This is a genomic window from Methylobacterium dankookense (genome assembly GCF_902141855.1).
In the GTDB taxonomy this organism is placed as follows: Bacteria; Pseudomonadota; Alphaproteobacteria; order Rhizobiales; family Beijerinckiaceae; genus Methylobacterium; species Methylobacterium dankookense.
Window position 1 is genome coordinate 1 of the sequence record NZ_CABFVH010000044.1, and the last position, 26,432, is coordinate 26,432.

At 72.2% G+C, this 26,432-nt stretch carries 22 protein-coding genes and 1 pseudogene; 18 read left to right on the forward strand and 5 right to left on the reverse strand.

Annotation, left to right across the window (positions count from 1 at the left end):
- Positions 1–323: pseudogene (locus MTDSW087_RS23470) on the reverse strand (hypothetical protein); the annotation flags it as partial.
- A 197-nt stretch (positions 324–520) separates the two neighbouring features.
- Here MTDSW087_RS23470 and MTDSW087_RS23475 point away from each other — a divergent pair.
- The 9 genes from MTDSW087_RS23475 to MTDSW087_RS23515 all read left to right on the forward strand — a co-directional run bounded on the left by MTDSW087_RS23475 (position 521) and on the right by MTDSW087_RS23515 (position 12,635).
- Positions 521–1,108, forward strand: coding sequence for an ANTAR domain-containing response regulator (locus MTDSW087_RS23475; RefSeq protein WP_144767290.1), 588 nt, complete (start codon positions 521–523; stop codon positions 1,106–1,108).
- A 13-nt stretch (positions 1,109–1,121) separates the two neighbouring features.
- Entirely contained in the window at positions 1,122–2,135 is a 1,014-nt protein-coding gene (locus tag MTDSW087_RS23480; RefSeq protein ID WP_144767291.1) for a CmpA/NrtA family ABC transporter substrate-binding protein, read from the forward strand.
- Between the two features lie 74 nt (positions 2,136–2,209).
- A complete protein-coding gene (locus MTDSW087_RS23485) occupies positions 2,210–2,422 on the forward strand; it encodes a hypothetical protein (RefSeq protein ID WP_144767292.1) in 213 nt (70 codons plus the stop codon).
- 429 nt (positions 2,423–2,851) lie between these two features.
- Positions 2,852–4,123, forward strand: coding sequence for an NAD(P)/FAD-dependent oxidoreductase (locus MTDSW087_RS23490; protein WP_238179079.1), 1,272 nt, complete (start codon positions 2,852–2,854; stop codon positions 4,121–4,123).
- A gap of 11 nt (positions 4,124–4,134) precedes the next feature.
- Positions 4,135–5,925 (forward strand): NirA family protein, encoded by a 1,791-nt coding sequence (locus MTDSW087_RS23495; protein WP_144767293.1) that lies wholly within the window; start codon positions 4,135–4,137, stop codon positions 5,923–5,925.
- Positions 5,922–7,526: a sulfite reductase subunit alpha gene (locus MTDSW087_RS23500; protein WP_144767294.1), complete on the forward strand. Its 1,605-nt coding sequence runs from the start codon at positions 5,922–5,924 to the stop codon at positions 7,524–7,526. The genes MTDSW087_RS23495 and MTDSW087_RS23500 overlap by 4 nt, the downstream gene beginning before the upstream one ends.
- 179 nt (positions 7,527–7,705) lie before the next feature.
- Positions 7,706–10,369, forward strand: coding sequence for a nitrate reductase (locus MTDSW087_RS23505; RefSeq protein WP_144767295.1), 2,664 nt, complete (start codon positions 7,706–7,708; stop codon positions 10,367–10,369).
- Between the two features lie 39 nt (positions 10,370–10,408).
- Complete coding sequence (gene cysG / locus MTDSW087_RS23510; RefSeq protein ID WP_144767296.1) at positions 10,409–11,863, forward strand: siroheme synthase CysG; 1,455 nt, start codon at positions 10,409–10,411, stop codon at positions 11,861–11,863.
- Positions 11,864–12,041: 178 nt separating this feature from the next.
- Entirely contained in the window at positions 12,042–12,635 is a 594-nt protein-coding gene (locus MTDSW087_RS23515; RefSeq protein ID WP_186383972.1) for an SCO family protein, read from the forward strand.
- Here the strand turns inward: MTDSW087_RS23515 and MTDSW087_RS23520 are convergent.
- Positions 12,542–14,401, reverse strand: a complete 1,860-nt coding sequence (locus MTDSW087_RS23520) for a glycosyltransferase (RefSeq protein ID WP_238179078.1) — start codon at positions 14,399–14,401, stop codon at positions 12,542–12,544. The two genes, MTDSW087_RS23515 and MTDSW087_RS23520, sit on opposite strands and share 94 nt — an antisense overlap.
- Before the next feature lie 246 nt (positions 14,402–14,647).
- On the opposite strand from MTDSW087_RS23520, the gene MTDSW087_RS23525 reads away from it, so the two are divergent.
- The 4 genes from MTDSW087_RS23525 (at position 14,648) to MTDSW087_RS23540 (ending at position 18,134) form a co-directional block, all read left to right on the forward strand.
- Entirely contained in the window at positions 14,648–15,445 is a 798-nt protein-coding gene (locus tag MTDSW087_RS23525; RefSeq protein ID WP_238179090.1) for a transporter substrate-binding domain-containing protein, read from the forward strand.
- Between the two features lie 76 nt (positions 15,446–15,521).
- Positions 15,522–15,878: a nucleotidyltransferase domain-containing protein gene (locus MTDSW087_RS23530; protein ID WP_144767298.1), complete on the forward strand. Its 357-nt coding sequence runs from the start codon at positions 15,522–15,524 to the stop codon at positions 15,876–15,878.
- Positions 15,829–16,329, forward strand: coding sequence for a ribonuclease toxin HepT-like protein (locus MTDSW087_RS23535; RefSeq protein WP_238179076.1), 501 nt, complete (start codon positions 15,829–15,831; stop codon positions 16,327–16,329). Before MTDSW087_RS23530 ends, MTDSW087_RS23535 begins: the two co-directional genes overlap by 50 nt.
- Positions 16,330–16,439: 110 nt before the next feature.
- Positions 16,440–18,134 (forward strand): lysine--tRNA ligase, encoded by a 1,695-nt coding sequence (locus MTDSW087_RS23540; RefSeq protein ID WP_144767299.1) that lies wholly within the window; start codon positions 16,440–16,442, stop codon positions 18,132–18,134.
- Between the two features lie 115 nt (positions 18,135–18,249).
- Here the strand turns inward: MTDSW087_RS23540 and MTDSW087_RS23545 are convergent, their stop codons facing one another.
- Positions 18,250–19,608: an FAD/NAD(P)-binding protein gene (locus MTDSW087_RS23545; RefSeq protein WP_144767300.1), complete on the reverse strand. Its 1,359-nt coding sequence runs from the start codon at positions 19,606–19,608 to the stop codon at positions 18,250–18,252.
- Between the two features lie 175 nt (positions 19,609–19,783).
- Positions 19,784–20,509: a tyrosine-protein phosphatase gene (locus tag MTDSW087_RS23550; RefSeq protein WP_144767301.1), complete on the reverse strand. Its 726-nt coding sequence runs from the start codon at positions 20,507–20,509 to the stop codon at positions 19,784–19,786.
- Between the two features lie 164 nt (positions 20,510–20,673).
- Here MTDSW087_RS23550 and MTDSW087_RS23555 point away from each other — a divergent pair, with 164 nt between their 5' ends.
- Both MTDSW087_RS23555 and ppa read left to right on the forward strand, forming a co-directional pair.
- Positions 20,674–21,183: a GNAT family N-acetyltransferase gene (locus MTDSW087_RS23555; protein ID WP_144767302.1), complete on the forward strand. Its 510-nt coding sequence runs from the start codon at positions 20,674–20,676 to the stop codon at positions 21,181–21,183.
- A gap of 127 nt (positions 21,184–21,310) precedes the next feature.
- Positions 21,311–21,844 (forward strand): inorganic diphosphatase, encoded by a 534-nt coding sequence (gene ppa, locus MTDSW087_RS23560; RefSeq protein ID WP_144767303.1) that lies wholly within the window; start codon positions 21,311–21,313, stop codon positions 21,842–21,844.
- 95 nt (positions 21,845–21,939) lie between these two features.
- Here the strand turns inward: ppa and MTDSW087_RS23565 are convergent, their stop codons facing one another.
- Positions 21,940–23,208: an FAD-dependent monooxygenase gene (locus MTDSW087_RS23565; protein WP_144767304.1), complete on the reverse strand. Its 1,269-nt coding sequence runs from the start codon at positions 23,206–23,208 to the stop codon at positions 21,940–21,942.
- 137 nt (positions 23,209–23,345) lie between these two features.
- Here MTDSW087_RS23565 and tesB point away from each other — a divergent pair, with 137 nt between their 5' ends.
- The 3 genes from tesB to MTDSW087_RS23580 all read left to right on the forward strand — a co-directional run bounded on the left by tesB (position 23,346) and on the right by MTDSW087_RS23580 (position 26,397).
- Positions 23,346–24,209, forward strand: coding sequence for an acyl-CoA thioesterase II (gene tesB, locus MTDSW087_RS23570; protein WP_144767305.1), 864 nt, complete (start codon positions 23,346–23,348; stop codon positions 24,207–24,209).
- 294 nt (positions 24,210–24,503) lie between these two features.
- Complete coding sequence (locus MTDSW087_RS23575; protein ID WP_142583679.1) at positions 24,504–24,842, forward strand: P-II family nitrogen regulator; 339 nt, start codon at positions 24,504–24,506, stop codon at positions 24,840–24,842.
- Between the two features lie 61 nt (positions 24,843–24,903).
- Positions 24,904–26,397: an ammonium transporter gene (locus MTDSW087_RS23580; protein ID WP_144767306.1), complete on the forward strand. Its 1,494-nt coding sequence runs from the start codon at positions 24,904–24,906 to the stop codon at positions 26,395–26,397.
- Positions 26,398–26,432 lie beyond the last annotated feature (35 nt).

Sequence of the window (26,432 nt, forward strand, 5' to 3'; positions counted from 1 at the left end):
GCGCGCATGAGCTGGCGGCGGCTCGCGGCGGCGGCGAGGCGGGGGGCCGGGCGCGGCGCGGCGCCCGCGGCGAGGGGATAGTGCTCGGCGAAGATCACGGCGGCCGGGGCCCGCGGCGGCGGGGCGGCGATAGCGGCGGGCGCGAAGGCCTGCGGCCCGACCTCCGCGGCGGCGGGGAGGGCGGGGGCCTTGGCCGGCTCGCGGCAGAGCATGGAGGCGGCGCCGATCACCAGGGCGGTCACGAGGGTCGGCAGGAAGGGCAGCGACAGGCGCCCCTCGGGCGCGCCGGTGAAGCTGCTCTGAACGGAATCCCGCCTCGACATCCGGCCCGACTCCCCTGTGCGGTCTCGCACAGTCAGAATGGCGATCCGTTTGCGGCGGAAGCTGGGCCGACGGCTTTCCCGGATGTAACAAGTTTCGCAGCGTCGGGCGGCGATCGATCGGGGGATCGGCATCCCGACGGGCATGGCCCTTGCCTTGCCCGGCGGGATGCACAAGAACCGCCCAAAGACGGGCACCGATGACAGAGAGCAGCCTCACCGTCGCCGTGATCGACCCCAGCCGGGCACGGGCCGCCATCCTGGAGGAGGGCCTGCGCGCGGCCGGGATCGGCCGCGTCGTGGTGATCCCCGACACCGCCGACCTGCAGGAGCGCGTGGCCGCCCTCGCGCCGGACGTGGTGGTGATCCATCTCGAGAGCCCGAGCCGGGACATCCTGGAGCAGATGTCGGCCGTCACCCGCCACGCGGAGCGCCCGGTGGCGATGTTCGTCGACCGCTCGGACGCGGCGATGATGCAGGCGGCCGTCGATGCCGGGATCTCGGCCTACGTGGTGGACGGGCTGCGGGCGGAGCGCATCAAGCCGATCCTCGACATCGCCATCCTGCGCTTCAACGCCTTCGCCCGCCTCCAGCGCGAGCTGTCCGAGGCGAAGGGCGAGCTCGCCGACCGCAAGCTGATCGAGCGCGCCAAGGGCATCCTCATGAACCTCAAGGGCTTGTCCGAGGAGGAGGCCTACAAGCAGCTCCGCCGCAAGGCCATGAACGAGAAGCGCAAGATCGTCGACATCGCCCGCGCGATCGTCACCACCGCGGACCTGCTGGGGTGAGGGGCTTGGGACGATGAGGCTGCATCTCGGATACGTGCCCCTCTGCGACGCCGCCCCGGTGATCGTCGCGCACGAGCTGGGCTTCGCCCGCGCGGAGGGGCTCGACCTCGACCTCACGGCCGAGCCCTCCTGGGCGACCCTGCGCGACCGGCTCGCCCTCGGCCATCTCGACGCCGCCCACATGCTGGCGCCGCTGGCGCTGGCGAGCGCGCTCGGCCTGTCCGGCCCGCCCGCCCGCCTGCGGGTGCCCCTCTCGCTGAGCCTCAACGGCAACGCGATCACGCTGACCAGGGCCCTCTGGGCGGAGATGGCGCCCGACTCGGACGGTCTCGACGACGTCGCCCGCGCCTTCGCGGCAGCGGTGCGGGCGCGCCTCGCCGCGGGGCGCGGCGTGACGCTCGGCACCGTGCACCCCTTCTCCAGCCACACCTACCAGGTCCGGCTCTTCGCCGAGCGCGGCGGCCTCGACCCCGCCGCGATCCGCCTCGTGGCGGTGCCGCCCCAGCACAGCGTCGAGGCGCTCTCGCGGGGGCTCGTCGACGGGTTCTGCGCGGGCGCGCCCTGGAACGGCGTCGCGGTGGCGGCCGGGATCGGCCGGATCGCGGCGCTCGGCTGCGAGATCGCCCCCGATTCGCCCGAGAAGGTGCTCGCCGTCTCCGACCGCCTGGACGGGGCGACCCTGCCGCTCGTGCGGGCGGCGGCGCGGGCGGCCCTGTGGTGCGCGGAGGCCGGCAACCGGAGCGAGCTCGCCCATTGCCTGGCGCGCCGCTCCTATCTCGGCCTCGACGCCGAGCTGATCGCCCGGACGCTCGAGGGCGATATCGGCCTCGACGGCAGCCGGCGGCGCCACGCGCCGGGCTATCTCCGCCTCGGCGCCCCGGCCCTCGCGCCGGACCCGGACCATGTCCGCTGGCTCGTGGCGCAGATGGCGGCGGCCGGGCAGATCCCGCCGGGGCCGGACCTCCTGCCCGCCGCCCTCGCCCTCTATCGCGACGACCTCTTCGCGGATGCCCGCACGGGCACCTGACGGGCGCACGGAACGGTTGTAGGATTCCGCGAATCCGGCGGAACGGGCGCCGGGTTCCACCGTTATCCTTCGCCATGCCCGGATGCCGCAAACTCGAACCCGTTCCGACCTCCGCCATCCGTGGCGAACGGGTCGCTCTGGCCCGCTATGTCCGGGTCCGGGCCCGGCCGCCCCGCGCGGCCAACGACAACCGCCGCCTCGCGGCCCCGAACCTGTGGCACTGGGCCCTCCTCGTCGGCATCGCCCCCACGATCGGCATCGTCGCGGCGCTCTCGGTCCTGCTCTGAAAATCCGCTCCCGGCACCTCCACGCCTCCTGAGCCGAGGAGACCGGAAAAGCGTGGCCGGCTGCGCAGCACCGGCCGACCCGCGCCGGACAGGCCGCGACGCGCCGTTGCACCGCACCAGCCCACTGCCTGAATCCCGCCCATTCGCCTCATCTTTGTGCAGTGCACGGGCGTGCGGAGGCTGCGTCAGCCCGCACTTGCGGATTCGACAATTTCCAAGCTGCGACATGGGCTTGTGAGCCCTCGCCCCAGGCTGGCACGGAACCTGCTCTGAGGTTCGCGTCCGTCAACGGCGACGGGCAGCACCGTCAGCGAGGCTGCTGATCCGGTTCCTTCGCAGGCGGCGGCGCCGCGCGGGAAAACGGCTCAGCGGCTTTTTTGTTTGGCGGTCCGCCAACCCCTTCCCCCGAGGATCGAGACGCGTCGAGAGATGGTGACACTCCGGATGGATCCGGCGGGCGCCCCTGCTGCGCCCCGCGAACCGGCGCCCCGCGAGCGCCTGGTAGTGGTCGGCAACGGCATGGCCTCGCTGCGCTTCCTGGAGCGGCTGACCGAGGGCGCGCCCGGCCGTTACGACGTCACCTGCATCGGCGCCGAGCCGGTGGCCGCCTATAACCGCGTGCTGCTCTCCTCGCTGCTCGGCGGCGAGGTCGACGAGGCGGCCTGCGCCTTCCGCGACCTCGACTGGTACGCGAGCCACGGCATCCGCCTGATCACCGGCGCGCCGGTCACCGCCATCGACCGCGCGAGCGGCCTCGCTGTCGTCGGCGAGAGCCACGTCCTGCCCTTCGACAAGCTGGTGCTGGCCGTGGGCTCGACGCCGATCCGGCTGCCGAAGCCCGGCATGGACCTGCCCGGAATCATCACCTTCCGCGACCTCGCCGACGTGGCGGCGATCCGCAAGGCGGCCGTGGACCACGCGAAGGCCGTCGTCATCGGCGGCGGCCTGCTCGGACTGGAGGCGGCGGTCGGCCTCGCCCGGCTCGGCGTCGACACCACGCTGCTCCACGTCATGGACCGCCTGATGGAGCGCCAGCTCGACCACGAGGCCGCGGGCCTCGTGAAGCGGGCGATGGAGGCCCGCGGCGTCAAGGTCCTGCTCAAGGCCGACACCGCCGCCGTCGAGGGCGACGGCCGGGTCGAGCGCCTGCGCCTCGCCGACGGCACCGTCCTGCCGGCCGACCTCGTGGTGATGTCGGTGGGCGTGCGCCCCGCGGTGGCGCTGGCCCAGGCCGCAGGCCTCGCGACCGGCCGCGGCATCACGGTGGACGACCGCATGGCGACCTCGGACCCGCGCATCTTCGCGCTGGGCGAATGCGCCGAGCACCGCGGCCAGATCTACGGCCTCGTCGAGCCGGCCTACGAGCATGCCGACACGCTGGCCCGGCACCTGGCGGGCGAGGAGGCGCGCTACCAGGGCACCGCGCTCGCCACCAGCCTCAAGGTCTCGGGCCTGCCGGTCTTCTCCGCCGGAATCGTCGACACGCCAGAGGGCGCCGAGGCCATCGTGATGCGCGACCACGGCGCCGGCCTCTACCGCAAGCTTCTCGTCGCGGAGGGCCGCCTGATCGGCGCGGTCTTCGTCGGCGATATCGGCGAGCAGGCCTGGTGCAAGAGCCTGATCCGCACCGGCGAGCCCGTCGCCGAGCACATCGAAGACATCATGTTCGGGCGCCCCGCGCCCCGACCGCTGGCCGCGTGAAGGAGGCAGGCATGGCTGAAGACTTCAACGCCGAGCAGAGGCGCTACCTCGAAGGGTTCGCCTCCGGCATCAGCGCGGTCCGCCTGACGGGCGGCCTTGCGGCGGGCGGGGCGGCGAGCGCGCCCCCGGCCGAGCCCACCGGGCCGGACGCGATCCACATCAAGGCGCAGGACAAGACCGTCAAGGACGGCGGCAAGCTCTGCGACCAAGAGAAGTGGAAGCGCGCCGAGAGCCCCTTCGAGGGCCACAACCGGCTGATCGCCGAGGCCGCCACCGGCAAGCCGCCGAAGCCCGAGGACAATTTCCGCTGGCGCTACCACGGCCTGTTCTGGGTCGCCCCGAACCAGACCTCCTACATGTGCCGCCTGCGCATCCCCAACGGGATCCTGCACCACTGGCAGTTCGCCGGCATCGCCGACCTCGCCGATGCCCATGGCGGCGCCTACAGCCACGTCACCACCCGCGCCAACCTCCAGGTCCGCGAGATCGCGCCGGAGCACGGCCAGCCCTTCCTCGACGGGCTGACCGATCTCGGCCTCACCGCGCGGGGCTCGGGCGCCGACAACATCCGCAACGTCACCGGCTCGCCCACCGCCGGCATCGACGCGCAGGAACTGCTGGACACGCGCCCGCTTGCCCGCGCCTGGCACAACTGGATCATCAACGACCGCTCGCTCTACGGCCTGCCGCGCAAGTTCAACGTCGCCTTCGACGGCGGCGGCGTGATGCCGGTTCTGGAGGAGACCAACGACATCGGCTTCCAGGCGATCGAAGTGCTGGAGGGTGCCTCCGTCGCCCCCGGCATCTGGATGCGCCTCGTGCTCGGCGGCATCTCCGGCCACAGGGACCTCGCCCGCGACACCGGCGTGGTGCTGAGACCTGAGGATTGCAACGCGGTCGCCGACGCGATCATCCGCGTCTTCATCGAGAACGGCGACCGGACCAACCGCGCCAAGAGCCGGATGAAGTACGTCCTCGACGCCTGGGGCTTCGACACGTACCTCGCCGCCGTCGAGGAGAAGCTCGGCCGCAAGCTCGACCGGGTCGACCCTGCCCATGTCGCGCCGAGGAAGCCCACCGACCGGTTCAGCCATGTCGGCGTGCACGCCCAAGTCCAGCCCGGCCTGAACTGGGTCGGCGTGGTGCTCCCGGTCGGCAAGATGACCACCGACCAGATGCGGGCGCTGGCCAAGATCTCCGCCGAGTGCGGCGACGGCCAGATCCGCCTCACCGTCTGGCAGAACTTCATCTTCTCCGGCGTGCCGGACGCCAGGGTCGCCGAGGTGGAGGCCCGCGTGCTCGCCCTCGGCCTCTCCGTGAAGGCCGCCGGCATCCGCTCCGGCCTCGTGGCCTGCACCGGTGCCCGCGGCTGCAAGTTCGCCGCCTCCGACACCAAGGGCCACGCGATGATCATCGCCGACCATGTGGAACGGACGGTGACGGAGCTCGACGTGCCGGTGAACGTCCACCTCACCGGCTGCCACCACTCCTGCGCCCAGCACTACATCGGCGACATCGGGCTCATCGGCGCGAAGGTCGTCGTCTCGGAGGAGGGCGACACCGTCGAGGGCTACGACATCGTGGTCGGCGGCGGCTTCGCCGAGACCCCGAAGATCGGCACCGAGATCTGGAAGGCGGTGAAGGCCGAGGATTGCCCGGGCCGGGTGGAGGCGCTGCTGCGCGCCTATCTCGCCCGCCGCTCCGGGCCCGACGAGAGCTTCCAGGCCTTCACCAGCCGCATCGGCGCGGAGGCGCTCCGCGACGCCGCCGAGGAACAGCCCGCCCTGAAGGCCGCCGCATGACCCAGCACGTCTCTCCCCCGCTCGTCCTGATCCCCGAGACCGCGCCCTTCAACGAGGACCAGCGCGCCTGGCTGTCGGGCTATTTCGCGGCGCTGCTCGGCCCGGCCGTCGAGGGCGCCACCGCGCTCGCGCCGGGCGAGGGGCCCGCCACCGGTCCGAAGCTCGCCGACAACGACGACGCGCCCTGGCACGACCCCTCCATGCCGCTCAACGACCGCATGGACCTCGCCAAGGACAAGTCCGAGCCGCAGAAGCTGATGGCCGCCATGGCCCAGCAGGATTGCGGCCAGTGCGGCTACAACTGCGCCGACTACGCCAACGCCATCTTCCTCAAGAGCGAGGAGCGCCTGAATCTTTGCCAGCCCGGCGGCAAGGAGACCATGCGCATGCTCAAGAAGCTGGACGAGGAGTTCGGCGCCTCCGGCGGCGCGGCCCCCGCCAAGGCGGACGGCGCCGAGGCGCCGAAGAAGGAGATCGCGCTCGGCCCGCTCGGCTATTGCCGCGAGAACCCGGTCTACGCGACCTTCCTCTCCCGCCTCCGCCTCAACGATCCGGGCGGCGAGAAGGAGACCTGGCACATCGAGATCGACCTCAAGGACACGCCGATCGAGTACGCGGTCGGCGATTCGCTCGGCCTGTTCCCGGCCAACGCCCCCGCCCTGGTCGACGCGGTGATCGCGGAGCTGGGCTCCCGGCCCGAGCGCATCATCGGCGGCCGGACGCTGCGCGACGCGCTGCTCACCGACTACTCCCTGGGCGCGGCGCCGGACAACCTCTACCAGCTCCTCTCGCTCCTCACCTCGGGCGAGGCGCGCCGGAAGGCGCAGGCGCTCTCGGCCGGCGAGGACCCGGACGGCGACGCGCAATATCTCGACGTGCTCGGCGCGCTGCACAAGTTCCCCGGCGCGCGGCCCGATGCCGAGGTCTTCCTCGAAGCCCTCGACGAGTTGCAGCCGCGGCTCTACTCGATCTCGTCCTCGCCGAAGATGGATGTCGGCAAGGTCTCGCTCACCGTCGACGCGGTCCGCTACAATCACCGCTCGCGGCTGCGCCTCGGCGTCGCCTCGACCCATCTGGGCGAGCGCCTGCCCGAGCAGACCAAGGTCAAGATCTACCTCCAGAAGGCGCACGGCTTCGCGCTGCCGGAGGATCTCTCGAAGGACGTGATCATGTGCGGCCCCGGCACCGGCATCGCGCCGTTCCGGGCCTTCCTGCGGGAGCGCGCCGCCACCAAGGCGCCGGGCCGCAACTGGCTGTTCTACGGCCACCAGCGCCAGGCCTCGGACTTCTTCTACAAGGACGAGCTGAACGGGCTGAAGGATGCGCGTGTCCTCAACCGCCTGTCGCTCGCCTGGTCGCGCGACGGCAAGGAGAAGACCTACGTCCAGGACCGCATGCGCGAGAACGGCGCCGAGCTGTGGAAGTGGCTCGAAGGCGGCGCCCATTTCTACGTCTGCGGCGATGCCAAGCGCATGGCCAAGGACGTGGAGCGCGCGATCATCGACGTCGCCGCGCAATACGGCGCCAAGAACCCGGACGAGGCGGTGGCCTATCTCGCCGCGCTGAAGAAGGCCGGGCGGTATCAGGCCGACGTGTACTGAGCCACGGCAGACTCTCCTCCCCCTTGCGGAGAGGAGCCGGAGGTGGGGGTCGCGCAGGATCGAGCGTCGCGGTGCCTCCTGCACCACCCCCACCCCTGCCCCTCCCCGCAAGGGGGAGGGGATCGGCGGCCCGACTCTTGCTGCCGCCCTCCGAAACCCACGCCCGCGAGGAACCTGCCATGACCGCGCACGTGCCCGAGCAGACCGTCCGCACCACCTGCCCCTATTGCGGGGTCGGCTGCGGCGTGCTCGCCACGCCGGACGGCCAGGGCGGCGCCGGGATCGCGGGCGATCCGCAGCATCCGGCCAATCTCGGCCGGCTCTGCTCGAAAGGCTCGGCACTCGGCGAGACGCTCTCGCTGGAGAACCGCCTGCTCCATCCGCAGGTCGACGGCGTGCGCCAGAGCTGGGAATCGGCGCTCGGCACCGTCGCCGGGGGCCTGCGCAAGGTCGCCGAGAACCACGGGCCGGAGGCGATCGCCTTCTACCTCTCGGGCCAGCTGCTGACCGAGGATTACTACGTCGCCAACAAGCTCGCGAAGGGCTTCATCGGCACGCCGCACGTCGACACCAATTCCCGCCTCTGCATGTCCTCGGCGGTGGCCGCCCACCGCCGCGCCTTCGGCTCGGACACGGTGCCGGGCTGCTACGAGGACCTCGACGAGGCCGACCTCATCGTGCTCACCGGCTCGAACGCCGCCTGGTGCCACCCGATCCTGTTCCGCCGCATGGTCGATGCGCGGGCGCGGCGCGGCACCAAGCTCGTGGTGATCGACCCGCGCAAAACCCAGACGGGCGAGGAGGCCGATCTCCATCTCGGCATCCGCCCCGGCAGCGACACCGCCCTGTTCTCGGGGCTCCTCGTCCACCTCGCCGACGCCAACGCCCTCGATGCCCGTTACGTCGCCGAGCACACCGCCGGCTTCGAGGCGGCGATCGACCGCGCCCGCCTGATCGTGCCCGACCGCGCGGCGGTCTCTCGCCTCACCGGGCTGAGCGAGGCCGAGATCGGCGCCTTCTACGACCTGTTCACCCGGACGCAGCGCGTCGTCACCGCCTTCTCGATGGGCGTGAACCAGTCGGCGCAGGGCACCGACAAGGGCAACGCGATCATCAACTGCCACCTCGCCACGGGGCGGATCGGCCGGCCCGGCATGGGCCCGTTCTCGCTCACCGGCCAGCCCAACGCCATGGGCGGGCGCGAGGTCGGGGGGCTCGCCAACATGCTCGCCGCCCACATGCATTTCGCGCCCGAGGAGGTGGACCGCGTCCGCCGCTTCTGGAGCGCGCCCAACATCATCACCGGCGAGGGCATGAAGGCGGTCGCCCTGTTCGAGGCGATCCAGCGCGGCAAGATCAAGGCGCTCTGGGTGATGGGCACCAACCCGCTCGTCTCGATGCCGCGCGCCGACATGATCAAGGAGGCGATCGCGAAGCTCGACCTCTACGTCGTCTCCGAGGTGATGGCGGATTCCGACACCGCCCGCGCCACCGGGCGGCGGACCGTCCTGCTGCCGGCCCTCGCCTGGGGCGAGAAGGACGGCACGGTGACGAATTCCGAGCGGCGCATCTCGCGCCAGCGCCGCTTCCTCAAGGCGCCGGGCGAGGCGCGGCCGGACTGGGCGGTGCTGGCCGATGTCGGCCGCCGCCTCGGGCACGGGCACGCCTTCAGCTTCACCAGCGCCGCGGCGGTGTTCCGTCAGCATGCGAGCCTGTCGGCCTTCGAGAACAACGGCACGCGCGACTTCGACCTCGGCGCGCTCGCCGACATCAGCGACGCGGCCTACGAGACAAACGCCCCCGTGCAATGGCCGCTGCCGAAGCGCGGCGGCAGCAAGGCCCGCCTCTTCGCAGACGGCCGCTTCTACACCTTCGACCGGCGCGCCCGCTTCGTGGCGGTGCAGGCCCCGGCGCTGGCGCAGGCGGTGAGCCCGGAGCGCCCCCTCGTGCTCAATACCGGCCGCGTGCGCGACCACTGGCACACCATGACGCGCACGGGGAAGAGCCACCGCCTCTCGGCCCATCGCGCCGTGCCCTTCGTGGAGGTGCATCCGGACGACGCCGCCCGCTTCGGCCTGACCGATGGCGGCCTCGCCGCGGTCTCCACCGAGCACGGCTCGGCGGAGCTGGAGGTGATGCTGACCGCGGGCGTCGCCCCGGGCTCCCTGTTCATGCCGATGCACTGGAGCGACGCCACCGCCTCCAAGGCCCGCGTCGGCGCCCTCGTGCGCGGCATACCCGATCCCGTCTCCGGCCAGCCCGAGCTGAAGGCGACCCCGGCCGCGGTCGCCGCCGTCGCCTATCGCGCCCGCGGCTACCTGCTCAGCCGCGCGATGGTGGCGAGCCCCCCCGGCTGGTGGTGGGCGCGCGCCGCGGTCGCGGGCGGCTGGGGCCTCCACTTCGCCACGCAGGAGGGCTCGCGCGAGGTCGCGCTGCTGATGCGCGGCCTGTTCCAGGGCTGCGAGCTCGCCGAATATGCCGACCATGCCCGCGGCCGCTACCGCTGCGCGGTCTATGACGGCAGCCGCCTCGTCGCCTGCCTCGCCTACGCCCCCGGCGAGGCCCGGCCCGACTGGGAGGCGGCCAAGGCGCTGTTCGCCCTCGACGCGCCGGAGACGCCCGAGCGCCGGGCGCTCCTCTCGGGGCGCACCGCAGCCGCCACGGGGCCCGTGGTCTGCGCCTGCCACGGCGTCGGCCTCGACGTGATCAACGCCGCCATCGCCGGGGGCGCGCACAGCGTCGAGGCGGTGGGCGCGGCCTGCAAGGCCGGCACGAATTGCGGCTCGTGCATCCCCGAGATCCGCAAGCTGCTCCCCGACGCGCTTGCGCGCTCGGCCGCCTGACCGCACTTTGGACGGATTCCCGTGTCGAAGCCCATCCTCATGCGTAGCCCCCGTGAACCCCGCGAGACCAAGGCCGGCCTGGAGCCGCTGGCGGTGCTCCCCGTCTTCGTGCCGCTCCACGGCAAGCGCGCCGTGCTGGCCGGCTCCGGCGGCGGCGCGCCCTGGAAGGTGAAGCTGCTGGCCGCAGCCGGCGCCGCGGTCGACGTCTATGCGGAGGCGCCGAGCGAGGAGCTGCGCGCGGTGCCGGCCGAGATCGTCTCGGGCCGCGTCACGCTCCACGAGCGGGCCTGGATTCCGGACGACCTCGCCGGCGCGGCCTTCGCCATCGGCGCCATGGAGGACGAGGCCGATTGCGTCGCCTTCGTCGCCGCGGCGCGGGCGGCCGGCGCCATCGTCAACGCGGTCGACCGGCCGCATCTCTGCGACGTGAAGTTCGGCGCCATCGTCAACCGCTCGCCGCTGGTGGTCGGCATCTCGACGGAGGGTGCCGCCCCGGTCTTCGGCCAGACCGTGCGCGCCCGCATCGAGGCGATGCTGCCGCGCGGGTTCAGCCACTGGGTCGCCGCCGCCCGCGACTGGCGCGAGCAGGTCACCGCCCGCTTCCACGGCTTCGCGGACCGCCGCTTCTTCTGGGAGCGCTTCACCGAGCGCGCCTTCGCCGAGCCCGACCGCACTCCGGCCGAATCCGACCTCGCCGAGCTCCTCGGCGACACCGAGGCCGCGCCAAAGGGCGGGGCGGTGACCCTCGTCGGCGCCGGGCCTGGCGATGCCGAGCTGCTGACGCTGAAGGCCCTCAGGGCGCTCCGCAACGCCGACGTGATCCTCTACGACGACCTCGTGGCGCCCGCGATCCTCGACTACGCCCGGCGCGAGGCCCGCACCATGCTGGTCGGCAAGACCGGGCACGGCCCCTCCTGCCGCCAGGACGACATCAACGCGCTGATGGTGCAGCTCGCCCGCTCCGGCAAGCAGGTGGTGCGGCTCAAATCCGGCGACCCCCTGGTCTTCGGCCGGGCCGGCGAGGAGATCGAGGCCTGCCGCGCCGCCGGCATCCCGGTGAATGTGGTGCCCGGGGTGAGCGCGGCGCAGGGCGCGGCGGCTACCCTCGGCGTCTCGCTGACCCATCGCGACGCGGCCCGCCGCCTGCAATTCGTCACCGGCCACGACCGCCGCGGGCAATTGCCCGAGGACATCAACTGGGGCGCGCTTGCCGATCCGAGCGTCACCACCGTGGTCTACATGCCCAAGCGCACGCTGCGCGCCCTGCTGGAGCGCGCGGTCGCCGAAGGGCTCGCGCCCGCGACCCCGGCCCTCGTCGTGTTCAACGCCACACGGCCGAACCAGGCGAGCGTGCGCGGCACGGCCACCGACCTCGCCGACCGGATCGAGGCCTCCGGCCTCGAGGGCCCGGCGATCCTGATGGTGGGCGAGGCCCTGTCCGAGACCCGCGCCGCGGCGCTCGCCGCGGAGGCGGTGGAGAAGGTGGCGGTCTGACCGCGTTTGAGGTTGATCGGAGCGATCCGCGGATCCCCGCTCCCCGCCCAGCGGGGAGAGGAAGTCTCCTGCGGATCAGAGTGATCTGCTCCACCCGCAAGCCACCGGCGACCCCATGCCGGCTTGCCTCGCGCGCCGCCCCGTGCTGTTCCGGCGGGCCCGTGGAGTTCCAGGCCGTATGTCCCCCACCATCCGCCGCGCCCTCGTCCCGCTCCTCGCCTTCGTGCTCGGCCTCGTCGGGCTGGCGGGAGCCGCGGTCTACGCCTTCCTGCCCGACCGCGCGCCGCAGGCCACCGCCAGCGTCGGCGGCCCGTTCAGCCTCGTGGATCAGGACGGCAAGGCGGTCACCGAGAAGGAGTTCGCGGGCGCGCCCCACCTCGTCTTCTTCGGCTTCACCCATTGTCCCGACGTCTGCCCGACGACCCTGCAGCAGGTCTCTGACGTGCTCGTCGCGCTCGGCCCCAAGGGGAAGGCGATGCGCGTCGCCTTCATCACGGTCGATCCGGAGCGCGACCGGCCGCAGGATCTGAAGACCTACCTGTCGAGCTTCGATCCGCGCATCACCGGCCTGACCGGCAGCTCCGAGCAGGTCGCCGCGGCGGTGAAGGGCTACCGCGCCTATGCCCGCAAGGTGCCCGCCAAGGAGGGCGACTACACGATGGAGCACACCGCGCTCGTCTACGTGATGGATGCGCGGAACCGCTTCATCGGCGCGCTCAACCTCGCGCGCCCGGCCGATGAGACCGCGGCGGAGCTGGCCAAGCGGATCTGACCGGGACGGAGGCGGAGCCGCCCGCTGCGGGAGCTGCGCGCCAGCCCGTGCTCGGTCTTGTTCCAGCGGTTCGGGGCCCGGACGAGCTCGAACAGGGCGAGCCAGGCCGCGAGGCTGACGAGGCAGAAATAGACCGGCAGCACAGGCACGAACCAGGCAAGGTCGCGCCAGCCGCGCCGCGCGCAGCCGAGCGCCGCCGGCAGGGTGAGAACGACGAGCCCGGCCCCGAACAGGGTGAGCGCGAGCCCGGTCGGCAGGTTCTCCCAGAAGGCGGGCGAGGGCGGGGCCGCGCGCAGCAGGAAGTCGCGCACCGCCAGGGCGAGGCAGGGAGGGTAGAGCAGGGCGGAGAGCGCGGTGCCCGGCACCAGGGCGAGCGCGCACAGGGCGCGCAGGGGCCCGAGCCGGCGAAGGGTCGCGATCGGGCGGCGGCCATGGGTCAGGCTCGTCTGCATGAAGCCCTTGATCCAGCGCACGCGCTGGCGCAGCCACGCCCGCCACAGGACGGGCGCCTCCTCCACCGTCCCGCTCGGCAGGTCGCCGACCTCGTAGCCCGCCAGGGCGAGGCGGATGCCGAGATCGGCATCCTCGGTGACGTTCCAGGCGTCCCAGCCGTGCAGGTCGCGCAGCACCTGGGTGCGGATATGCGTGGAGGTGCCGCCCAGCGGCATCGGCAGGCGCCAGCGGGCGAGCGCCGGGTTCAGCACTCCGAACAGCCCGGCATATTCCAGCGTGAAGCAGCGCGCGGCCCAGGAATCCTCCGGGTTGTCGACGAGGAGCCGGCCCTGCAGCGCAGCGACCCCGGCGGGCGCACGGGCGAAGCGCGCGGCGGCCTCGCGCAATTGCCCCGGCTCGGGCACGTCCTCCGCGTCGTAGACCACGAGCAAGCTGCCGCGGGCGAGGGGCAGCGCGACGTTGAGGGCCCGCGGCTTGGTCCGCGGCTCTCCCGGCGGCGCCGTCAGCACCTCGAAACGGGCGGGAAAGGGGATCCGCGCCAGCGTCGCCGCGGTCTCGCAATCATCGGCCTCGACGATGAACTTGATGTCGAGCTTGGCCGCCGGGTAGTCGAGGCGGGCGAGCGCGGTGGCGATCCGGTCGGCCACCGCCGCCTCGCGGTAGAGGGCGACGAGCACCGTATAGGTCGGCAGGTCGCGCTCGGGCAGCGGCGGAACCTCCGGGGCGGGTTCGCCCGAGAAGAGCGCCGCGATCCGGAAACCCGTCATCGCCAGGAGGAAAACCTGCGCCAGCACCGTCGCGGCGAAGGCGAGGGCAGGGGGCAGCGCGGCGAACAGGCAGAGCAGCGTGAACAGGACGAGGCCGAGGATCAGGAGCGGGCGGTTCGCGGGCTCCCGCCCGAAGGCCCATTCCGGCGCCCGCCTCTCCAGGGTGTCGGCGGCATAGGCCGCGATCTCGGGGCCGCGCGCCGCGAACACCGCCTCGCGCAGGCGCGTCGGCGTGGTGATGGCCGGCCCGCCCCGCGTGACCGCACCGGCCAGAAGCTCGGCGATCTGGCGGCCGCGCGGTGCCATCACGCAGGGCGCCGCGGCACCGGTCACCAGCGGCGCCAGTCCGGCGGTCAGGCTGTCGGGGAAGCGCAGGCCCGGACCGAAGGGGATCGGCCCGTCGAGGAAGGGGGCGCCGAGGGCACGGGCGAGCGCCCTGTAATAGGGCTCCTCGGCCATCAGCCCGGCATGGAGCAGGGCGGTCGCGGCGTCGGTGCCCGCCGCCCGGGCCAGGGCGGCGGCCCGGGCGAGGAGCGCCGCCGGCACGCCCTCGCGCAGGAGGAAGGCGATCTCGGCCGGCAGCGCATCGGCCTCCGGATCGGACCGGAACGGCAGGAACGACAGCGGAGCGCTCCCGTCTGCGCCCGAACGTGCTAGAAGACGGCACGGGCGCCGCCACCGTCTCCACGCCAGCGGATACCGATACTGTTCTCGCGTCAAGATCCGCCGGGCATGACTTCAACCAGCAGATTCCTCATCGCGGCTCTGCTGCTCTTCGCCGGCTCATCCCAAATGGTTCGGGCCGAACCACCGGCAGTTGCATCCGTTCGTATTCCGAACTTCTGGAACCCGCGCGCCCGCGGCGAGCGGGTGGAGGCGCCCCAGACCGGCCGCGCCGTCCGCTTCCTCACCGACGACGAGTTCCCGCCGCTGCATTTCGCGGGGCCGGACGGCAACCCGACCGGCTTCTCGGTGGAGCTCGCCCGCGCCGTCTGCGAGCGGCTCGCCATCGCCTGCACGGTGCAGGCCCGCCGCTTCGACACCCTGCTCGACGCGCTCGCCCAGCAGCAGGGCGACGTGGTCGCCGCCGCGATCCCGCTGACCCCGGCCCTGCGCCAGAAGTTCCTGGCGACGCGCCCTTATTTCCGCTGGCCGGCCCGCTTCGCCGCCCGCAGCGACCGCGGCCTGCCCGAGCCCTCGGTCGCCGCCCTCGCCGGCAAGACGGTGGGCGTCGTGGCGGGCAGCGCGCACGCGGCCTACCTCAAGGCCGTCTTCCCGAAGGCCGTGGCCAAGGAATTCACGGACGTCGCCGCCGCCGAGGGCGCGCTCAAGCGGGGCGAGACCGACTACCTGTTCGCGGACGGGCTGAACCTCGCCCTCTGGGTTGGCGGCGCCGAATCGGGCCAGTGCTGCGCGATGACCGGCGGCGACTACCTGGAGAACCGCTATTTCGGCGAGGGCATCGGCTTCGTCACCAGGCCGGAGGACGCCGCCCTCTCGCGCGCCCTCGACGACGCCCTGCAGCGGGTCTGGGACGACGGAAAATATGCGGAGCTGTACCTGCGGTTCTTTCCGGTCAGCCCGTTCTGAGGCGCGCGGATTGCGGTAGATAGGTGAGTGCTCCGTCGCAGGCCTCTATGCGACGGCGTGCCGGTGCGGGCGGGCCATGACGCTGCTGACGGATATCATCACCGCGCGGACGAAGGATCGCCACCAGCGCGCGGAGCGGTGCGCCGCGCGCATCCTAGACCAGCTCGGGGCCCTGGACATCGACGCCTCGGTGATCGGCTCCCTCGCCACGGGTCGTTTCGGACTGCACTCGGACATCGACATCCTGATCCGCAGCCCGGTCGATCCTAGCGGGCGCGCGGCGGTCGAGCGCACCGTCGCCGGCATCCTGCGCGGCACCAGCCTTCCCTACGACCTGATCTTCGCCAGCGATCTCACGCCGGCCCAGCGAGAGGTGTTCGAGCATGATCTCGTCATCGCATCCGGCCTTCGCGAAGCTCGGGCCGAAGCTTGAGCGCGCCCAGCGCGAGCTCGACAACCTCGATCGGTTCCTCGCCCAGTACGACGTGTTTCCACCCGAGACGATCAACGTCTGGGGGCGCATGACGGCGACGGCCGCCGCCATCCACAACGTCTATAACGGGATCGAGGACGTCCTCCTGAGCCTCGCCAAGGACATCGACGGGTCCGTGCCGACGGGCGAGACGTCGCATCAGGACCTGCTCGACCAGATGCGCGCCGCACTCGTCGGCCTGCGACCCGCGCTTCTCGATGACGCGCTCTATGCCGCACTAACTGAACTCAAGGGCTTCAGGCACCGGGTCCGCCATCGCTACGGCTTCGATCTCGATCCGACCAAGACGGACGAAAGCCTCGCCCGCATGCGCACAACCTTCCCCGCGATCGTCGAGGCCGTCCGCCACTTGGAGCGGACAGTGAACGCACCGGACGACGGGTTCGCGTGACGACGCGATGCCGCCCACCCTCGCGTTGACCCTCCCGGCCGCTCTCCATAGTTAGGGACGCTTCGAGAACCGACAGGCGACCTCCGTCGCCGGATTTCCAGCGTGCCGCCATGTCCGCCCCGCTCCACCTCGACCCCGACCTGATCGAGGCCGCCGCCCACGCCGCCGCCTGGCCCTTCGAGGAGGCGCGCAAGCTGTTGGCGAGGATCGAGCGCCGACCCAAGCACGAAGTGCTGTTCGAGACCGGCTACGGCCCGTCCGGCCTGCCACATATCGGCACCTTCGGCGAGGTGGCGCGCACCTCGATGGTGCGCCACGCCTTCCGCGTGCTGACGAAGGACGCGGTGCCGACCCGGCTCATCGCCTTCTCGGACGACCTCGACGGCCTGCGCAAGGTGCCGGACAACGTGCCGAACCGCGAGATGCTGCGGGACGCGCTCAACCTGCCGCTGACCAAGGTGCCCGATCCGTTCGGCACCCACGACAGCTTCGGCGCGCACAACAACGCCGAGCTGCGCCGCTTCCTCGACGCCTTCGGCTTCGACTACGAATTCCGCTCGGCGACCGAATGCTACCGCTCGGGCGTGTTCGACGCGACGCTGCTGCTGGTGGCCGAGCGCTACCAGGCGGTGATGGACATCATGCTGCCGTCGCTCCGCGCCGAGCGCTCGGCGAGCTACTCGCCCTTCCTGCCGATCCACCCGGTGACCGGCCACGTCATGCAGGTGCCGATCGACGAGGTCCGGCCCGCCAAGGGCACGCTGGTCTGGCGCGACCCCGCCACGGGCGAGGCCTACGAGACGCCGGTGACCGGCGGCCACGCCAAGCTGCAATGGAAGCCCGACTGGGCGATGCGCTGGGTCGCGCTCGGCGTCGATTACGAGATGGCCGGCAAGGACCTGATCGACTCGGTCAAGCTCTCCGGCCAGATCGCCCGCGCGCTCGGGGCCGAGCCGCCCGAGGGCTTCAACTACGAGCTCTTCCTCGACGAGAAGGGCCAGAAGATCTCGAAGTCGAAGGGCAACGGCCTGACGATCGACGAGTGGCTCGCCTACGGCACGCCGGATTCGCTCGCGCTGTTCATGTACAACAAGCCGCGCGAGGCCAAGCGCCTGTTCTTCGACGTGATCCCGCGCCACGTCGACGAGTATCTCAACGTCCTCGACCGTTACCCGAAGCAGGACGCCAAGCTCCGCCTCGGCAACCCGGTCTGGCACCTGCACGCGGGCGCGCCGCCGACTCTCGAGACGGTGGAAGGCGGCTCCGTCAACTTCGCGATGCTCCTCAACCTCGCGGCGGTGGCCAATACCGAGGAGAAGGGCGTGCTCTGGGGCTTCATCCGTCGCTACGCGCCGGGCACCGGGCCGGAGACGCATCCCTATCTCGACCGGCTGGTCGGCCACGCGCTCGCCTATTTCCGGGACTTCGTGCGCCCGGCCAAGAGCTACCGCGAACCGACGCCGGAGGAGCGCGCGGCGCTGGAGGATCTCTCCGCCACCCTCGCCGACCAGGCCGGCTCGACCGATCCGGAGGCGCTCCAGGCCGTGGTCTACGAGGTGGGCCGGCGGCACTTCCCGGACCTCTCGGGCAAGGCCAAGAGCCCGGACGGGCGGCCCGGCGTGTCGCAGGCGTGGTTCACCACGATCTACAACGTGCTGTTCGGCGAGGCGCGCGGGCCCCGCTTCGGCTCCTTCGTCGCCCTCTACGGCGTCGCGGAGACGCGGGCCCTCATCGCCAAGGCGCTCTCGGGCGAGCTGCTCGCCGAGCACGCGGCCTTCACCGCGAGGCGCAAGGCGGCGGAGTAAGTCCGGGATCCGAGAGGGGTCACCCCTTTGGCGGGGTATCGGGGCGGAGCCCTGATCTTCGATGACCAGGGCTCCGCCCCGGCCCCGCGAGAGGGCTGCGCCCGCTCGACCCGGGCTATCGGCGCAGGGCCTCCGCGACCGCGCGGGCGAGGGCGGCAGCCTGGTTGCGGATGTCGGGCACGGCCGTGCATTCCCAGAGCGCGCCGCGGAGGAGCGGCCCCAGCGTCCAGAGCGGGGCGTCGCCGACGAGCGAGAGGTCGGGCCGCACGTCGAGGCCGATGCCGAAGGGGCCCGGCCGCACGAGGCCGCGACCGATCAGCCGGCGCAGCAGCGGGTCCGCCGTCTCGGCGACGCGGCCGATGCCGCGGGCGTCGAGGAGGCCCTGCACGGGCAGCCGCTCGCTCTCCTGCGAACCGCGAGGCCGGAATTCGACCACGGCCTCGTCCGGCCTGTCCGCGATGGCGAGGATCCGGCCCGCGCGGATCCGCAGCGTCCCCGCCGCGATCTCGGCGGCGATGGCCGCGCCCGCGGGCGGCGCGGCGCGGTGGCGGTGCACGTCCCAGAACGGCCGGAGATGGCGCAGGAAGCGCGCCCGCTCGCGCTCGGGCAGGCCGAGCCAGAGCGCGTCGGTGACCGGGCGCAGGGCGTCGATCACCCCGTGCCAGCCGATGCCGGCGGCGGCGGCCGCGGCGACCTCGCGGCGGATCCGGCCGAGGAGGCGCGTCAGCGAGGCGGAATCGGCGGGCGTGATCTCCGGCTGCGGCCAGACATCGACAGGCGCGTGCACGCTGGAGACCTGCCCGCGCCGGGAGACGGCGACGATGCGGCCGGCGAAGCCGTGACGGCGGAGCGCCAGTACCGCATCGACCATGCTGAGGCCCGTGCCGACCACCAGCACCGCGCGGTCGGGATGCAGGCGGCCGAACCCCTCCGGGCGCCAGGGATCGAGCCGGTGCCGGCTCGCCGGCTCCTCGGGGGCGGCGAGGTTGCCCATGGCCAGCACCGCGGCGGCCACGGGAAAGCGCTGGCCGCCCTCGCTCGTCAGCACGAGCCCTTCGCCCGTCGGCGCGATGTCGGTGATCGCGTCGTTGACGAGATGCAGGCGCGGCGCCGCGCCCTCCGTCACCGCCCCGGTCAGGAGTTCGGCGAGGTAGCGCCCGTAGAGGCCGCGCGCGGCGAAGGTCCCGGCCGGGCTGCGGCGCACGCCCTCGTCCGGCTCGGCGCCCGCGAGCCAGGCCTCGAAATGGCCCGGCCGGTCGGGGAAGGCGCTCATGTTCGCGGCGCGGACGTTGAGCAGGTGGTCCGGGTTCCCGGTGCCGTAGGCGCGCCCGCGGCCGAAGCGCTCGGCCCGCTCGCAGAGCAGCACCGGCCGCTCCGGCGGGAGCTGCGCGAGGAGCTGGATCGCCGCCACGGTGCCGCTGAAGCCCGCCCCGATCACGGCCACGGGCAGGGCGGAACGCGATGGCTCGGACATGGGAACGGAGGCTCGGAGATCGGCGCGGGTCGTCGCGGGCGGGCGCGGGATCATAGGCCGCGGCGGCGGTGGCCGCCATGAAACGGCCCTTCCTTCTCGACGCGCCGCGGCGAAGACCCTCGCTCGCGCGGGCGGGATGCGGGGAAGGATCTCGCCGGGCGCCCCGGACGGGGCGCTATTCGCGCTTGATCACCCGGTCGACCACGAGGTCGGACCAGAAGCCGGGGCGGAAGTCGCGCTTCAGCGCCTCGGGGTCGTAGACGGTCTCGACCCAGGTGATGAAGTCGAGGCCCTTCGCCTCGCCCTCGGCGAGGTAGCGGGCGAAGAACGCGTCGAGAATGCCGGTCTTGGCGAAGCGGAAATGTCCGTAGCGGGCCGAGAGCTGGCGCGCCGCCTCGCGCACCGGCCGGCCCTCGTGCAGGATCAGGTAGAGGGCGGCGGCAAGCCCCGCCCGGTCCGCCCCCGACTTGCAATGCATCACCGCCGGGTACTCGATGCCGGCGAAGACGTCGCGGGCGGCGAGCAGGGTCTCCTTGGCCGGCGCCTCGCGCGAGCGCAGCACGAACTCGACGAGCTTGAGGCCGTGACGCTCGCAGGCCTCGCGCTGGAGCGGCCAGGATCCGTGCTCGCGCCCGCCGCGGAGCGAGATGACGGTGCGCACGCCCTCGCGCCGGAAGCGGGCGAGCTGGTGGGGGCCGGGCTGGGCCGAGCGCCAGAGATCGCCCGCGCCGACCCGGTGGCGGTTGAGATAGGCGAGGCGGAACACCCCGTGGTCGAGGAACAGCATGTTCGCCCAGGCCATCAGCCGCGCGCCCGGGCCGGCGATCGGCCGCTCGAAGCGGGCGATGCGCGCCATGCGCCGGGCGTAGCGCGTCTCGGGCTTGAGAAAGCGGTTGAACACGGAGGCTCTTCGTCATTCCGGGCGGGGAACCGCCTCTACCAGCCGCGACGGAGCGCGGCAATTTTCGGCATCAGGCTTGCCTTGTCTTTGCCGGGATCGAGACTGAACCTTGCGGCCCGCGGCGCCGTTGTCCGCCGGCAGCATCAACGGGAAAGGGCCCGGCCATGAGCACGCGCAGCACCACGAGCATCCGTCGGGCCCGCGACGGCGATGTCGAGGGCCTGTCGCAGGTGTTCGATGCGGCGTGGCGCGAGGCCTATCGCGGCATCATCCCGGGGGTGGCCCTGGAGCGGATGATCGTGCAGCGCGACCGGGCCTGGTGGCGCGGCGCCTTGCGCCGGGGCCGGCCGGTCGCCGTGGTGGAGACGGGCGACGCCGTGGTGGGCTACGCCACCTACGGCCGCGCCCGCAGCCGCAGCATCGGCACCGAGGGCGAGGTCGACGAGCTCTACCTCCTGCCGGAATACCAGGGCCTCGGCCTCGGCCGGCGCCTGTTCCGCGCCGTGCGCAACGATCTCGGCGACCACGGGCTGACCCGGGTCGGCGCCTGGGCGCTGGAGGACAACCACCGCGCCGCGGGCTTCTACGAGGGTCTCGGCGGCCGGGCCGGGCCGCGCGTCCTCGACCGGGTGGGCGGCGTCTCCCTGGCGAAGGTGGGCTACGTGTTCACCTGATCCTCGGGGTTGACGCTCCCGCGCGATCGTCGCGGGACCTGCCTTATGGGCAATTTGATATTCACGGCGTCGGCTTTACAGAGAGCGCCGAAGGGCTCGCTCGACGGTGGGCCGGGAGACGACACCCATGAACATCGACGCCATCTCGGTCGGCAAGAACCCGCCTCACGACGTCAACGTGATCATCGAGGTGCCGCTCGGCGGCGAGCCGATCAAGTACGAGATGGACAAGGAGGCCGGCACGCTGGTCGTGGACCGGTTCCTCTACACGCCGATGTTCTATCCGGGGAATTACGGCTTCATCCCGCACACGCTCTCGGGCGACGGTGACCCGTGCGACGTGCTGGTGGCCAACACCCGCGCCATCGTGCCGGGCGCGATCATCAGCGTGCGCCCCGTGGGCGTGCTGGTGATGCAGGACGACGGCGGCGAGGATGAGAAGATCATCGCCGTGCCCTCGCGCAAGCTGACCCAGCGCTACAACCGGGTCGAGAACTACACCGACCTGCCCGAGATCACGATCAGCCAGATCCAGCACTTCTTCGAGCACTACAAGGACCTGGAGCCCGGCAAGTGGGTCAAGATCGTCCGCTGGGGCGACAGGGCCGAGGCCGAGCGCCTGATCCTTGAGGGCATCGAGCGCGCCAAGGCGCAGAAGTAGTCCTGAAGGACGCCGGGGCGCTGCCCCGGCACCCTGCCCAAGAGACCTCGCCCAAGCGACCCCGCCCAAGGGACACAGTCCCTTGGGAAGCCCCGTTATAGGGGCTCGCCGCGCAGAAGGCGGGGGCCGCGGCTCGCGGCGGCCTCGCCGGCGAAGAAGCGCTTTAGCCCCGGCAACCGGTCGACCATCCCGAGGCCGAGGTCGCGGGCGAGGCGCACGGTCAGGCTGTCGTTCGAGAACAGCCGGTTGAGCCCGTCGGTGGCTGCCGCCATCGCCACCGTGTCGAAGCGGCGGGCGCGCTCGTAATCCGCCAGCACATCCGGGCCGCCCGGGTCGAGCCCGAGGCGCAACGCCTCCGTCACCGCCTCCGCCAGGGCCGCCGCGTCGGCGAGGCCGAGATTGAGCCCCTGGCCGGCGAGTGGATGGATCACGTGCGCGGCATCCCCTAAGAGCGCCAGCCGCTCGGCGCGGAAGCGCCGCGCCACGCCGAGGGCCAGCGGATGCGCGCTCGGGCCGTCCTCCAGCGCGATGCGACCGAGTTCCGGCGTGAAGCGGCGCTCGATCTCGGCGAGCACGTCCTGCGCATCCCCGCCGAGGAGCGCCGGCACGTCGGCCGCCCGCTCCGTCCAGACGATCGAGGACCGGTGCCCCAGCCGGCCGCCATCGGCGAGCGGCAGCACCGCAAAGGGCCCGCTCGGCAGGAAGTGCTGGAAGGCGCGGCCCCCGTGCGGGCGCTCGTGCGAGAGCGTGGCGACGATGCCCGATTGCGGGTAGGCACGGCCGACCCAGCCGATCCCGGCCGCCTCGCGCAGGCGCGAGCGCGCCCCGTCCGCCGCGACGAGGAGGCTCGCCCGCAGGGCGCGCCCGTCACCGAGTTCCACCGCGACCGCGCCGGCCTCCACGGGCGCGCGGCGGATCCCCTCCGGAACTAGATCGACCTCGGCCGCGCGGCAGGCGGAGAGCAGGGCGGCGGCCAGCGGCTCGGCCTCGACCATGTGGGCGAGGGGCTCGCCCGGCTCCCGGTCCGCCTCCGCACCGAAGGTGAGGAAGGCCGGGCGCACCGGATCGGCGAGGCGGCTGTCGCTGATCACCATCTCGGTGACCGCCTGCGCGCCGGGCCCGAGCTCCGTCCAGATGCCGAGGCACTCCAGCATGCGGCGGCCGCCGGCCGCCACCGCGTAGGCGCGGCCCCGGTGCCGGACGGCCCCGGCCTTCAGCGCCGGATCGCAGACCGTGACGGCGAGCGCCGGCCCGTGCGCCCGCTTCAGGGCGAGGGCGAGGGTCAGGCCGGCGAGGCCGGCTCCGGCCACGACGAGGCTGCGGCCGCGGCGCGTCCCGGGGCTTGCCGCCGTCGATCCTGTCATCACGAGCCCTCGGTGGTCCGCCTCGCGGGGGGAGGTGGGGCGCCCGGCCGGTCCGGGCAATGCGGCATGGATTGCCAAGCCGCGGGCCTTATGTCGAATCGCGCGAGCCGGGGGCATCCGGACACAGCAGCAGGACCATGACCGACATCCTCGCCGAACTCCTCGACATCCTCGACCTCGAGCGCCTGGAGGAGGACCTGTTCCGCGGCGTGAGCCCGAAGGTGAGCTGGCCCCGGGTGTTCGGGGGCCAGGTGGTGGCGCAGGCTCTGGTGACCGCGACCCGCACCGTGCCGCCGAGCCGGCCGCCGCACTCGCTGCACGCCTACTTCCTCCTCGGCGGCGACCCGAAGGCGCCGATCGTCTACGAGGTCGAGCGCATCCGCGACGGCGGCAGCTTCACCACGCGCCGGGTCAAGGCGATCCAGCACGGCCGGGCGATCTTCGCCACCTCGATCTCCTTCCACGCGGAGGAGGAAGGCTACGCCCACCAAACCTCGATGCCGCAGGCCCCGGACCCGGATTCGCTGCCCAGCGTGAAGTCCCTGATCGCCAAGGGCATCCCCAACCTGCCGCCCGCGATCAGCGGCTACTTCGCCCGCGAGCGGCCGATCGAGCTGAAGCCGGTGGACCTGCGCCGCTACCTCGAGCCCGGCCCGGCCGAGCCCCATTGCAACGTCTGGCTGCGGGCGGTGGCGCGCCTGCCGGACGATCCGGCGATCCATCAGGCCGTGCTCGCCTACGCCTCCGACATGACGCTGCTCGACGCCTCGCTGATCGCGCATGGGCGCTCGGTCTTCGATCCCGAGATCCAGTCGGCGAGCCTCGACCACGCGCTCTGGTTCCACCGGCCGTTCCGGGCCGATTCCTGGCTGCTCTACGCCCAGGACAGCCCGTTCTCCGGAGGCGCCCGCGGCTTCTCCCGCGGCCAGATCTTCGACCGGGACGGGGCGCTGGTCGCGTCGGTGGCGCAGGAAGGCCTGATCCGGCCGCGGACGCGCTGACGCGGCGCCAATGAGCAAAACCTGCTTCCGAACGCACCAATCTGCATAAAATGCAGGCAAAAGCTTGGCCATAAGCCAGGCATCTCGCGGGTGCGAACGTCTAAAGCATGGGCAGATCAGCGTAATCCCGAAACGTTCCGGCCCGCGGCGTCAAGACCCGGTCATGGCATAGTCCTTGAATGAGCCCGCGCCGAACGCGGGGCCATTCCGGCTCGCCGCGGGCAACCCGGACCGGGTCGCCGCGCCCGTGACGGCGCAGGCCCCGGTTCCAACCGGAAACAGGGGGCACGGCCCATGAAGATCGTGATGGCCATCATCAAGCCGTTCAAGCTGGAAGAGGTGCGCGACGCCCTCACCGGCATCGGCGTGCACGGCCTGACGGTGACCGAGGTCAAGGGCTACGGCCGGCAGAAGGGCCATACGGAGATCTACCGCGGCGCCGAGTACGCCGTGAGCTTCCTGCCCAAGCTGAAGATCGAGGTGGCGGTGCCCTCCGACCTGACCTCGAGCGTGATCGACGCCATCGCGGGCGCGGCGCGCACCGGCCAGATCGGCGACGGCAAGATCTTCGTGATGCCGCTGGAGAAGGCGGTCCGCATCCGCACCGGCGAGACCGACGCCGACGCCCTCTGAGCCCTCCGGCCCAGACCCTTTCCTTTCACCACCGACAAACGCGACCGGGAGTCTCGTGTCCATGAAACTTCGCAATGCCCTCGCGCTCGGGCTGGGAGGAGCGGCGCTCGCCCTCCTCCTGATCGAGCCCTCACTCGCGCAGACGCCGGCCCCCGAAGCCGCGCCGGCAGCGCCCGTCCCGAACAAGGGCGACACCTCCTGGATGCTGATCTCGTCGGCCCTGGTGCTGATGATGTCTGTGCCGGGCCTGGCGCTGTTCTACGGCGGCCTCGTGCGCACCAAGAACATGCTCTCGGTGCTGACCCAGATCTTCGCCATCGTCTCGATCGCCTGCCTGCTGTGGGTGTTCTTCGGCTACAGCCTCGCCTTCACCAACGGCGGCGGGCTCAACGACTTCGTCGGCGGCCTCTCGAAGGCCTTCCTCAAGGGCGTCGATGCCAACTCGACCGTGGCGACCTTCTCCAACGGCGTCGTGATCCCCGAATACGTCTACATCTGCTTCCAGATGACGTTCGCGATGATCACCCCGGCCCTCATCGTCGGCGCCTTCGCCGAGCGGATGAAGTTCTCGGCGCTCGTGGTGTTCACCATCCTGTGGGTCACGCTGATCTACTTCCCGATGGCGCACATGGTCTGGTACTGGGGCGGCCCGGACGCCGTCGGCAACGCCGCCAAGGCGCTCGCCGCCGCGACCGACGAGGCCTCCAAGAAGGCCGCGCAGGACGCCCTCGACGCCGTCAACGCCGATGCGGGCATGCTCTTCAAGTGGGGCGCCCTCGACTTCGCGGGCGGCACCGTGGTCCACATCAACGCGGGCATCGCCGGCTTCGTCGGCTGCCTGATGCTCGGCAAGCGCATCGGCTACGGCCGTGACCTGCTCGCCCCGCACTCGCTGACCATGACCATGATCGGCGCCTCGCTGCTCTGGGTCGGCTGGTTCGGCTTCAATGCCGGCTCCAACCTCGAGTCGAACGGCACCGCCGCCCTGGCGATGATCAACACCTTCGTCGCCACCGCTGCCGCGGCCGTCTCCTGGCTGTTCGTGGAATGGGCGCTCAAGGGCAAGCCCTCGCTGCTCGGCATGCTGTCGGGCGCCATCGCCGGCCTCGTCGCCGTCACCCCGGCCGCGGGCTTCGCCGGCCCGATGGGCTCCATCGTGCTCGGCCTGGTCGCCGGCGCGGTCTGCTTCGTGATGTGCTCCACCGTGAAGAACGCCCTCGGCTACGACGACTCGCTCGACGTGTTCGGCGTGCACTGCATCGGCGGCATCATCGGCGCGCTGGCCACCGGCATCCTGGTGAGCCCGGCTCTCGGCGGCGTCGGCCTGCCGGACTACACCACGAAGCCGGGCGAGCTCGTCGTCGGCCCCTACGACCTCGCCACGCAGCTCATTGCGCAGGGCAAGGCCGTCGGCTTCACCCTGCTCTGGTCGGGCATCGGCTCGGCGATCCTCTACAAGCTGATCGACGTGACGATCGGCCTGCGCGTCACGCAGGAGGAGGAGCGCGAGGGCCTCGACATCGCCGATCACGGCGAGCGCGCCTACAACTACTGACCGCCCCACACCTGGATCAGCGATCACAGGAGGCC